This window comes from Candidatus Clostridium helianthi, assembly GCF_045310795.1.
GTDB classification, from domain to species: Bacteria; Bacillota; Clostridia; order Clostridiales; family Clostridiaceae; genus Clostridium; species Clostridium helianthi.
The window spans coordinates 1-12,439 of sequence record NZ_JBJIAB010000068.1 but is presented as its reverse complement, the minus strand read 5'-3'; the positions used below and the strand labels follow the sequence as shown (position 1 = coordinate 12,439).

Here is a 12,439-nt window from a genome sequence, read left to right as displayed (position 1 = left end):
TAGCGCCGATGGTACTGCATGGGAGACTGTGTGGCAGAGTAGGACGTTGCGAGGTAAGCAAAAAAGATAGTTGTAATGACTATCTTTTTTTATTTTGTAATGTTTCGCACTTTTAATAAGCAGGCTCTAAGGTATTAATTGATTCATGTGCTTGAATTGTATCATTTAAAATATATGAATAATTATAACGTTTAAGGTAATATATTAAAGTTGTTTTAATACTAATTGTTAAAGAGAGGATTCAAGATATGGATTCTCTTTTTTTTATGGTATGAATTTTGGTAAATTAAGCACTATTATCATTGGTTAGAGAGTGAAGATCGCCCTCTGATCATGATTTTAAAAAGATATATAAGTGACATGAGTTTAAAATCATTTTTCTAATATTAAAAACTTAGCAGAATAAAACTTAGGAGCTGCTCACTTTATTTCTTAATATACAGCGTCTTTTATGCGCCTGATTATTGCTATTCTGTGAATTAATTTTAAATTTAATAAAATGAATGATTGAATATTATACATTATATATGGATAAAAATATATATTTATTATCTTAAAAGTTAAAATAATTATAATTTTTATTAAAAATAAAGAAAAATAAGTGAAAAGTACCATAAAATTTGGTAAGATATATATATAGTGAGAATTATAATAAAGAGAAGCATTTAATTTAGTTTATGAGAGGGATATGAATATGGATGGGGGTATAGTTTAATGCAAAATGATCCTAAAAGCAGTAAGATTAAAGATAAAGATGAAATAGGTCCTAGAGATATGAACGGTTTGACAGAAGAAGACGGAAAAGTATCTATCGAAGATAATTCATCTGTTGAGAAAAGAATAAGTAAGACAAAGGGAAGAGCAAAAAAGAAAATTTCCTCAAAGGAAACAACTGAATTAAATCCAATTAATAATCTAGATGTTAAGGTAAAAGACATTACTACAAATGATAAAGAAATTGGTATTAAATCTAAAGGGATTTTAAAGAAATCTAAGGCAATTGATAAGAAGAATGCGTTGGAGAATAAAAACGAAGAAAAGATTATTTTAAAAGAAGAGAATAATAAAGAATCTGAATTGGAGGGTGGAGATAATATTAATAAATCTAAATCCACCAAAACGAATGAATTAGCTGTACAACCAAAGACAAAAAAAACAACTAATAAATCTTCAAAAGGGAAATCTGCAGTAAGTTCAACAAAAGCAGGTACAACAAAGAAATCAGCTTCAAAAGAATTAATGGAAGAATTTCAAGCAGAAGGGGAGAAGATTGAAAAGTCGAAAACAGAACATAGTAAAATTAATGTTAAAAAGAGAACAGAAAGTATTGATAAATCTGAAATAACTAATCTTAACACATATTTGTTTCATCAAGGTAAAAACTATGAATCTTATAATATTTTAGGTTCACATATTAAAACTGAGAAAAGAAAGAAAGGTGTGCAATTTGTAACGTGGGCACCTAATGCAAAAGATGTATATGTTGTTGGGGATTTTAATAATTTCGAAGTAAAAGAGGAATACAAGCTTGAAAGAATAACTGAAAATGGATTATGGAGAGGCTTTTTTTATACTGCTAAGGCTGGAAATAGATATAAGTATTGTATAGTGGGAAGCGATGGAGAGATGGGAGAATACAAAGCCGATCCGTATGCAATACAAAGTGAATTGAGACCAGATAATGCATCAATAGTATATAAGCCTAAAGCTTTCAAATGGAATGATAAAAAATGGATTGATCAAAGAAATAAAATAAATGTACTTGAGCAACCATTAAATATATATGAGGTACATTTGGGCTCATGGAAGACAAATAAAGATGGCGGATTCTTAAAATACGAAGAAATCGCAGAAGATTTACCTAAATATGTGAAAGATATGGGATATACACACGTAGAGATTATGCCACTTATCGAACATCCATTGGATGCTTCTTGGGGATATCAGGGAACAGGATATTATTCACCAACAAGTAGGTATGGGGATTATGAAGGCCTTAAAATTTTAATAAATAAATTGCATGAGGCTAATATAGGAGTAATAATGGATTGGGTTCCAGGTCATTTTTGTAAAGATGCTCACGGACTATATAAGTTTGATGGAACACCAACATATGAATATCAAGAAGAATGGAGAGCGGAAAATAAAGGTTGGGGAACTTGTAATTTTGATCTAGGTAGAGATGAAGTTAAAAGTTATTTAATATCGAATGCATTATACTGGTATAGAGAGTTTCATATTGATGGATTAAGGGTTGATGCTGTATCAAGCATACTGTACTTGGATTATAGCAGATCGCATGGGGAATGGGTACCAAACAAATATGGAGGAAATGGGAATTTAGAAGCAATAGATTTTCTAAAGGAGTTAAATAAGGCAGTATTTGCAGAATATCCGACTGCACTTATGATTGCAGAGGAATCAACATCTTGGCCTAATGTTACAAAACCTACAATTTATGATGGTTTGGGATTCAACTTAAAATGGAATATGGGTTGGATGAATGATACATTAGAGTATGTCGAAATAGATCCTAAATATAGAAAACATAATCATAAAAATATAACATTTGCGATGATGTATAATTATGCTGAAAATTATTTATTACCACTTTCACACGATGAAGTTGTTCATGGTAAGAAATCATTGGTAAACAAAATGTGGGGAGATGAATGGAATAAGTTTGCAGGTCTCCGAGCGTTTATGTGTTATATGATGGGACATCCGGGCAAAAAATTATCGTTTATGGGGTGCGAATTTGCTCAGAAAATTGAGTGGAGAGAATATGAGGAATTAAAATGGAACCTAATCGATGAGTTAGAAATCCATAAGAAAACTCAATTATTTTTTAAGGATTTAAACAATTTATACCTTAATAATAAAGCTTTTTGGGAGCTCGATCATGACTATAGAGGCTTTAATTGGATAGAAGCCGATAATAATGAACAAAGCATATTAATTTTTGCTAGAAGAAGTAGAAATGATAAAGATACACTGATTTTTATAATTAATTTTACTTCTATTGTGTATTATGATTATCAAATTGGAGTACCATTTTTGGGGAGCTATGAAGAAGTATTTAATTCTGATGATAGTAAATATGGTGGTTCAGGTCAGATTATGGGTGAAATGCTTGTATCTGAAAAGACTCAATTCCACAATCAACCATATTCTTTGAAAGTAAAAGTGCCTCCAATGGCAACATTAATATTAAAAGTGAATGAGATTAATGTAGATAAAGAAATTAAAGAAAAAGATAAATAAAAGGTTAAAAAGACCGTTTGAGAAAGTAAATATTATAAAAATATTTATAGTATAATGATATAAATTTATTTGCTAGAGGTTGAGGGGGATAAAGAATGAGAGTTTTATTTGTAGCATCTGAAGCTAGTCCGTTCATTAAAACAGGGGGGCTCGGAGATGTTGCTGGGGCATTACCAAAAGCACTTGCACAAAAAAATGCAGATGTAAGAGTTGTTATACCAAAGTATAAAGAAATTAATTGGGAAGTAAGAGACAAGCTAAGATTTGTTAAATGGTTTAATGTTAAAGTTGGATGGAGAGAACAATTTTGTGGCGTATGGGAATGCTTTTACAATGGAGTAACATATTATGTTTTAGATAATGAAGCATATTTTAAGAGAGATGAAATCTATGGATTCTATGATGATGCAGAGAGATTTGCATTCTTTGATAGAGCCGTATTAGATATGTTGAGGCAAATAGATTGGCAGCCAGATCTTATACATTGCAATGACTGGCAAACTGGGATGTTACCTGTGCTATTGAAATTTGAATATAAAAGAAATGATATGTTCTATTGGAAGATGAAATGCGTATATTCAATTCATAATATAGCATTTCAAGGAGTATTTGATCCTCAAATATTACCGGAGTTATTTGGATTTGATATGGAGCTTTATAATAACACATGCTTAAAATTTGACGATGGTGTAAGTTATATGAAGGGTGGATTATACTATTCAGATATTATTACAACTGTTAGTAATACTTATGCATACGAAATACAAACACCTGAGTATGGTCAAAGATTGGATGGAGTATTAAGAGATAGATCCTATGCATTGAGAGGAATAACAAATGGTATAGATTATGATGAATTTAATCCTAAGACAGATAGATTTATTAAAAAGAACTATAGTATAAACTCTATTGAAGATAAAGTAATAAACAAAACGGAGTTACAAAAAGAGCTAGGGCTAACTGTTGATAAAAATATACCAATGCTAGCGATGGTAACTAGATTGACAAGTCAAAAGGGAATGGATCTATTAGTAAATATTTCGGATAAACTGCTACAAGAAAATGTTCAACTAGTTATTTTAGGAACTGGAGATAAGCATTATGAGGAACATTTTAAATGGCTAGATTCTAGATATGGAAATAAGGTGTCTGCTAATATTAAATTTGATAATGGGTTAGCAAATAAAATTTATGCAGCATGTGATATGTTTTTAATGCCTTCACTTTTTGAGCCATGTGGATTGGGACAATTAATAGCACTTAGATATGGTTCTATTCCTATAGTTAGGGAAACTGGGGGACTTAAGGATACAATAATTGCATATAATGAGTATACTGGAGAAGGTAATGGGTTTAGTTTCAGAAATTACAATTCAGATGAGTTATACAATATAATAGAATATGCGTTATGGATATATAAGGATAAGGGTAAGTGGGAAAATCTAATCGAAAATGCAATGAATTCTGATAATAGCTGGAATAGGTCAGCTCAAATATATTTAGATTTATATAGAGAATTAACAGGACAAGATTAAGATCAGGACATAATGTTATGAGGGGGTATATCAATGCTCGAAATGGATAAAAAAACATTTAAAAAAGCTTATGTAAATAAGTTCTTAGAGATGCATGGTATTGAATTAAAGGAAGGAACTAATCAGCAAAAGTATGATGCTTTAGGAAGTTTAGTAAGGGATTATGTTACAAGAACTTGGCTTAAAACAAATAAAAAATATAATAAGACTGGGGAGAAGCAAGTTTATTATTTTTCTATGGAATTTTTACTGGGACGGTTACTTGGTGATGCTTTATTAAATATAGGCATAAGAGATATATGTAAAGAAGCGTTATCAGATTTAAATATAAATTTAGAAGAGTTGGAAAACTTGGAGCAAGACCAAGGACTAGGTAATGGTGGACTGGGAAGACTTGCGGCATGTTTCCTAGATTCAATGGCATCTTTGAATATTCCAGGAAACGGATGTGGGATTAGATATAAATATGGATTTTTTCAGCAAAAAATTATAGACGGAAAACAAGTTGAGGTATCTGATGATTGGTTAAAGCTAGGAAACGTCTGGGAGAAGAGAAAAGCAGAAAAAGCAGAAATTGTTAAGTTTGGTGGAGAGGTAAAAGTAAGCGAAATAAATGGACGCTTAAGCTTTATGCATATAAACTATGAGCCTGTATTGGCAGTCCCATATGATACTCCAATTGTAGGGTACGAAAATGAAATTGTAAATACTCTTAGATTATGGAGTGCAGAGGCGGTTTCAAACGAGTTTGATTTTTCATCATTTAGTAGAGGTGATTTTCTCCAAGCAATTAAGTATAAAAATTCAGTTGAATCAATTTCGCAAGTGCTGTATCCAGAAGATTCATTTTATGAAGGTAAAATGTTAAGACTAAAGCAGCAATATTTCTTTGTTTCAGCAGGAGTTCAAAGCATTGTAAGGCACTGTAAAAAGCATGGAAAAGATATATTGTTACTAGATGAAAAAGTAGCGATTCATATAAATGATACTCATCCTACACTTGCGATACCAGAACTTATGAGAATATTATTGGATGAAGAAGGGTTAGAATGGGATACGGCTTGGAGAATAACAACTAATACAATATCGTACACTAATCATACAATTTTGGCAGAAGCTTTGGAAAAATGGCCAATAGACATGTTTCAAAAATTGCTTCCAAGAATATATATGATTGTTGAAGAAATTAATAAAAGATATTGTGCAGAACTTTTAACTAAATATCCAGGCAACCTTGAAAAAGTTAGAAGAATGGCGATAATAGCTGATGAGCAAGTCAAGATGGCACATCTAGCGATTGTAGGCAGTCATAGTGTAAATGGGGTAGCAAAACTTCATACAGAAATATTGAAGAAAAAAGAGATGACAGACTTCTATTATCTTTATCCCAATAAATTTAATAATAAAACTAATGGAATTACTCATAGAAGATGGCTTTTAAAAAGTAATCTAGAGCTTACAAAACTAATTAAAGATACAATTGGAGATAGCTTTATAAGACATCCACTTGATCTAAAGAACTTTGAGAGGCATTTGTATGATGAAGTGATTCTAGAACAGTTAGGAAAAATTAAAAAATTTAACAAAGAAAAGCTAGCAAGTATAATATTAAAGAATGATAATGTAAGAGTAGATCCTGATTCTATATTTGATGTTCAGGTAAAAAGAATACATGCTTATAAGAGGCAAGTACTTAATTGTTTAAGAATAATGGATTTATATAATAAATTAATTGATGATCCTAATTACGATATAGTTCCAAGGACATTCATCTTTGGAGGAAAAGCTGCACCAGGTTATTATTTAGCTAAAAATACTATTGAATTAATAAATTGTGTTGCAAACAAAATAAATAATGATTCTAGAGTAAATGAAAAGATAAAAGTTGTTTTCATTCAAAATTATAGAGTTTCGCTAGCTGAACAAATAATCCCGGGAACAGATGTAAGTGAGCAGATCTCAACAACAACAAAAGAAGCTTCAGGAACATCAAATATGAAATTTATGATGAACGGAGCTATTACAGTAGCAACATTAGATGGGGCAAATATTGAAATAAAAGATGAAGTTACAGATGATAATATAGTGATATTTGGATTAACTGCAGATGAAGTATTGAATTATTACAAAAATGGAGGATATAAATCTATTGATATATACAACAATGATATTAGAGTAAAAAGGGTAATTGATGATTTAATAAATGGAAAATATCATAGTGATAAAAATAAATTTAGAAGTATATATGAAAATCTAATAAATTATAATGATGAGTTTTTTGTTTTACAAGATTTTGACTCATATTTAAAAGCTCAAGATAAGATTGATACTCTTTATAGGAATGCTAATAAGTGGCAAAGAATGTGTGGAATTAATATTGCACATTCAGGGATATTCTCATCTGACAGAACAATAGAAGAATATGCAACAGGTATTTGGGGATCAGAGGTAATCTATAAGAATCTATAGGAGGATTAACTGAATGAATGATATACAGGTATTACATGACTCTCAAAGCATAAGATTTAGAAGGCCCTTTGGAGCTGTAGAGGCTGGTCAAAAGGTTAAGATATCTATTAATATTAATAAAGACATAATTGTAGCAATCGAATTGATAAAATTCGATGGAACTAAAATGAATATGGGAATGAACAAGGAATATTTAAATAATGGTGAATTTAAATATTCTGTAGAAATTGATACATCTGATGCTTTGGGGATATTAGAATACTATTTTATTTTAATAGATGGGTATGACAGAGTATATTATGGAAATAATGACAATCATTTGGGAGGAGTTGGCCAAATATATACTTATAATCCTGTGCCATATCAAATAACTGTATATGAAAAGTCATTCATACCAAGCTGGTATAAAGAAGGTGTAATATACCATATTCTAATAGATAGATTTTACAATGGAAATGAAAATAAAATTATAGGTAATACAAAAGAAAACTCATTTATATACGGAAGATGGGATGATAGTCCTATGTATATTAGAGATAGTTTTGGAAAAATTTCTAGATGGGATTTTTATGGAGGAAATCTAAAGGGGATAATAAAGAAATTAGATTATATAAAAGAATTGGGAGCTAATATAATAAAGTTAAGCCCAATATTTAAATCCCCTAGTTGCCATAAATATGATACAGCGGACTATGAAATTGTAGATGAAATGTTCGGCACAAATGATGAATTTAGAGAATTATGTAAAGTGGCAAATAGTAAAGGAATTAAAATCATTCTAGATATTGTACTGAGCTATACAAGCTCTGATAGTAAATATTTTAATAAACTAGGAAATTACGACGATGTTGGAGCGTATAATTCGCCAAATTCTAGATTTTATGATTGGTATAAATTTATTACATATCCATATAGGTATGAATCTTGGTGGGGAATGGATGATAGACCGAATGTTAACTCGATGCAAAAAGAATATGTTGACTATATTATAAGCGGAGATAATTCTATTATAAATAAGTGGACAGATATGGGAGTTAACGGATGGTTTTTAAATGTGACAGATGAGCTTCCAGATGAATTTATAGAATTAATAAGAAAGAAAATCGGAGAAATAAATAAGGATACTGTACTTTTAGGTGATATATGGGAAGACGCATCTAATAAGATAAGTTATTCAAGAAGACGAAAATATTTACAAGGGAATGAAGTGCAAGCAGCAACTAATTATCCTTTAAGAGAAAGTTTAATTAATTTTATCAAGGGATATATAAAGTCAGATAAGTTAAAGAAAAAAATTATGTCATTGTACGAGAATTATCCAAGAGAAAGTTTTTATGGAAATATAAATATTTTAGGTACAAATGATACAGAAAGAATTTTAACTGTTCTGGATGAAAATATATCACTGTTAAAATTACTTATAGCAATTCAATTTACTTTGCCAGGAGTACCACTAATATACTATGGAGATGAAGCAGGTGTAAAAGGTGGAAGAGAGCCTGATAACAGGAAAAGCTATCCATGGGGGAAAGAGAACAAAATGCTTGCTGATTTCTACCATAAAATAATTAAAATAAGAAATAATGAAGATGGTTTAAAAAAGGGGAAGTTAAGTATCTTTGAAACTGATCCAGACGTATTTGCGTTTGAAAGAAAATATGAAAATGAGAGCGTAATAGTATTAGTAAATGTTTCAAGCGAAGCTAAATTAATTAAAGAAATTAACTTAAGTGGAGATTATGTGAATTTACTTGATATTAGTGAAAAATATAAGATTATAGAAAGTGATAGTTTTATAACTATCTTTCCATATGATTTGAAAATATTGCGTAGGATCTAGCTCATTGAGTTTGATTATATAATAAAAAATTGACAAATATTTTGATATATGCTTATATGGAATTTAATGGAAAATAAATGTATAATATATTGTATGCAAAATTATAAATATAAATTCTAGGGGTAATCATATTATAAAATAATTATTAAAAATATAATATGCTTCTGCAAGTTCAATTAAATAAAAATATAATAACAATCATTTTTTTGAATATAGGAGCATATAATATAAAATTTATCTAATGAGAACAAACACATATGAGAGGAGATAATATTATGGGTAAAAATGAAATTGTGGCAATGATATTGGCTGGTGGACAAGGATCGAGGTTAGGGGTATTAACAAAAAAATTGGCTAAACCAGCAGTACCATTTGGAGGAAAATATAGAATTATAGATTTTCCATTAAGCAATTGTTCGAATTCAGGAATATATACAGTAGGAGTATTAACGCAGTATAAACCGCTAGAATTAAATGCACATATTGGTATAGGAGAAGCATGGGATTTAGACAGGGCTCATGGAGGGGTACATGTATTGCCACCATATCAAGAAGAAAAAGGCGGAGAATGGTATAAAGGTACTGCAAATGCAATTTATCAAAATATAGAATTTGTTGATAGATATGATCCAGAATATATTTTGATTTTATCTGGAGATCATATATATAAGATGGATTATACAAAGATGCTAGATTTCCATAAAGAAAAACAGGCAGAGGCAACTATAGCCGTTATTGAAGTGCCAATGGATGAAGCATCTCGATTTGGAATAATGAATACAAGGGAAGATTTATCAATATATGAGTTTGAAGAAAAACCAAAAAATCCTAAAAACAATTTAGCATCGATGGGGATATATATTTTCAATTGGAAAACTCTAAAAAAATATTTAAGAGAGGATGAGTCAGACAAGACCTCAAAAAACGACTTCGGAATGAATATAATTCCAAGTATGCTTAGCAATGGAAATAAGATGGTGGCGTATCCATTTAAAGGATATTGGAAAGATGTTGGTACTATAGATAGCCTATGGGAAGCAAATATGGATTTGATAAGAGAAGATAATGAACTTGATTTACATGATGAGGAATGGAAGATATATTCAGTCAATCCAGTAAGGCCGGCACAATATATAGGCGAGAATGCAAAAGTATCTAATTCATTAGTTGTTGAAGGTTGTGTTGTTAATGGACAAGTGGAAAACTCAATATTATTTCAAGGAGTTCAAATAGGAAAAAACTCAGTTGTTCGAGATTCAATAATTATGACGGATGCTAAAATAGGTGATAATGTAGTTATTGAAAAAGCAATTGTTGGAAGTGGAGCAATAGTTAGAAAAGACTGTAAAATTTCTTTAGGTGATGAAATAGCTATTATTGCAGCAAAAGAAGAAGTAAAAATGGGTACAGTTATAGAAAATAATAAAGCAGTTTAGCGATATCACTAAGGGGGAGAAAGAAATGAAAAATTGTATTGGTATAATCAACTTAGATGAAAATGAAAACAGAATGGGTGAATTAGTAGTTAATAGATCTCTTGCTTCAGTTCCTATTGCAGCAAGATATAGAATCATAGATTTTATTTTGTCTAATATGACCAACTCAGGGATCAATTGTATAGGAATATTTACAAAGAATAAGTCAAGGTCTCTAATAGACCATTTGACAAATGGAAGGCCATGGGACTTAAATAGAAAAAAAGATGGATTAAAAGTTTTTAACTTTGGAAATGACGAGCCTGTTTATGATGATGTCCATAATTTCGCTGAAAATATACAATTTTTAACACATAGTAGAAGAGAATATGTATTATTAGCACCAAGCTACATGATTTGTAATATAGATTACAATGAAGTTTTGGAATACCATAAGAGCACAGGTAAAGATATTACAATGGTATATAAGAAGGTAAACAATGCAGATGAAGCCTTTGGTGATTGCGGCGTATTAAACTTTGACGATTCAGGAAGCGTTATAAGTGTAGGAGAAAATATAGGGAAAAGTCCGAAGGCAAATATCAATATGGAGATGTATATATTAAAAACTGAATTATTTATAAATATTGTAAATGAATGTGTAAGTAGTGGAATGTATCGAAAGGTAAAAGAGTATATTCATAATAATTTAAATACGTTAACAGCAAGTGCTTACGAATTCAAAGGACATTTAGATTGTATAAATTCAATTAAGGCATTATATGATAGTAATGTGGGATTTTTAAATAGAAAAGTAAATAAAGAAATTTTTAATGATGAAAGACCTATCTATACAAAAACTAAAGATGAAGCTCCAACTCACTATGCAGATACAAGTAGTGTTATAAACTCAATAATAGCAAATGGTTGTAGAATAGAAGGAACAGTTGAAAATTGCATAATAGGCAGAAGGGTATATATAGGAAAAAATACAAAATTAAAAGATTGTATAATAATGCAAAATAGCAGAATTGGTGACGATGCAGTATTGGATAATGTAATTGCAGATAAAGGTAGCGAGATAAGAAGTGGTGAGACCCTTATTGGATCAGTTATGTATCCTTTGGTTATAAAGAAAAAAAGTAGTATTACTAAGTAAATATATATAGAAAATAATATTTTTAAAAATTGAAGAATTATATTATTATAAAATATTAATTAGGTAAGCATCAGGGAATTAGATTTGCGATTCATTAAGTTGGTATTATTTATATTAGGAAAATTAAATGCAAAATTTGAACGATATAGTAATAAGCAACTAAGAAACAATGATAGCAAAGTATAATTTTATGATGCTTACTTTATTTATATCAATACAACTTTAATATGTCTATTATGTGATAGATAATGTATGTTAAAAACTTTATACATTATGGAGTACTATTTTATTTATGGAACTAATAGAATTATAAATTTATAGTATAAACATGATATAGTGACACAGTACTGTTAGTCTTAGAGAAATTTAGAAATTAAATTTAATCTGGAATTTATTATAAGTATTAAATAGTATAACCTCATTGTAAATTTGTAATAAGGGGATAATAGTATGCGCATCACATAATATTTTAACAAATATGTTGACAGCATAACGAGAACGTGTTAAGATAAAAAACGTCGCTGAGATATGCAAATAACTTAATGATAAATCACAGATTGTATTTTAAATATGATTTTTAAAGATTTTGAAAAAGGTTGTTGACATAATAGAAAATAAGTGATATACTAAGTTAGTCGCTTAAGGGTGGCATAAATTAATACCTACAATGAGAATTGTAGGAAAGAAAAATTGGTCTTTGAAAATTGAACAGAATAAGATAAATACATTTAAGTAAACCAGCAATTTTTATTTGAGT

6 protein-coding genes are annotated in these 12,439 nt (G+C 29.6%); all 6 read left to right on the top strand.

Annotation, left to right across the window (positions count from 1 at the left end; translation table 11 throughout):
• Positions 1–714 precede the first annotated feature (714 nt).
• The 6 genes from glgB (at position 715) to glgD (ending at position 11,682) form a co-directional block, all read left to right on the top strand.
• Positions 715–3,264 carry a 1,4-alpha-glucan branching protein GlgB gene (gene glgB, locus ACJDTP_RS26530; protein WP_406762907.1) on the top strand — a complete coding sequence of 850 codons (2,550 nt, stop codon included), beginning with the start codon at positions 715–717 and terminating at the stop codon, positions 3,262–3,264.
• A 95-nt stretch (positions 3,265–3,359) separates the two neighbouring features.
• Positions 3,360–4,799, top strand: a complete 1,440-nt coding sequence (gene glgA, locus ACJDTP_RS26525) for a glycogen synthase GlgA (RefSeq protein WP_077841781.1) — start codon at positions 3,360–3,362, stop codon at positions 4,797–4,799.
• Positions 4,800–4,832: 33 nt separating this feature from the next.
• Complete coding sequence (locus ACJDTP_RS26520) at positions 4,833–7,268, top strand: glycogen/starch/alpha-glucan phosphorylase (protein WP_406762906.1); 2,436 nt, start codon at positions 4,833–4,835, stop codon at positions 7,266–7,268.
• 13 nt (positions 7,269–7,281) lie between these two features.
• Positions 7,282–9,108 carry a glycoside hydrolase family 13 protein gene (locus tag ACJDTP_RS26515; protein ID WP_406762905.1) on the top strand — a complete coding sequence of 609 codons (1,827 nt, stop codon included), beginning with the start codon at positions 7,282–7,284 and terminating at the stop codon, positions 9,106–9,108.
• 275 nt (positions 9,109–9,383) lie between these two features.
• On the top strand, positions 9,384–10,544 hold the full coding sequence (locus ACJDTP_RS26510) for a glucose-1-phosphate adenylyltransferase (protein ID WP_077840589.1): 1,161 nt from the start codon (positions 9,384–9,386) through the stop codon (positions 10,542–10,544).
• Positions 10,545–10,569: 25 nt separating this feature from the next.
• Positions 10,570–11,682, top strand: a complete 1,113-nt coding sequence (gene glgD, locus ACJDTP_RS26505; RefSeq protein ID WP_077831439.1) for a glucose-1-phosphate adenylyltransferase subunit GlgD — start codon at positions 10,570–10,572, stop codon at positions 11,680–11,682.
• Positions 11,683–12,439: the final 757 nt, after the last annotated feature.

Excerpts from the sequence above, each read along its gene's own strand:
- glgA (WP_077841781.1), top strand. The coding sequence starts at position 3,360 with ATGAGAGTTTTATTTGTAGCATCTGAAGCTAGTCCGTTCATTAAAACA.
- glgB (WP_406762907.1), top strand. The coding sequence starts at position 715 with ATGCAAAATGATCCTAAAAGCAGTAAGATTAAAGATAAAGATGAAATA.
- ACJDTP_RS26515 (WP_406762905.1), top strand. The coding sequence starts at position 7,282 with ATGAATGATATACAGGTATTACATGACTCTCAAAGCATAAGATTTAGA.
- ACJDTP_RS26510 (WP_077840589.1), top strand. The coding sequence starts at position 9,384 with ATGGGTAAAAATGAAATTGTGGCAATGATATTGGCTGGTGGACAAGGA.
- ACJDTP_RS26520 (WP_406762906.1), top strand. The coding sequence starts at position 4,833 with ATGCTCGAAATGGATAAAAAAACATTTAAAAAAGCTTATGTAAATAAG.
- glgD (WP_077831439.1), top strand. The coding sequence starts at position 10,570 with ATGAAAAATTGTATTGGTATAATCAACTTAGATGAAAATGAAAACAGA.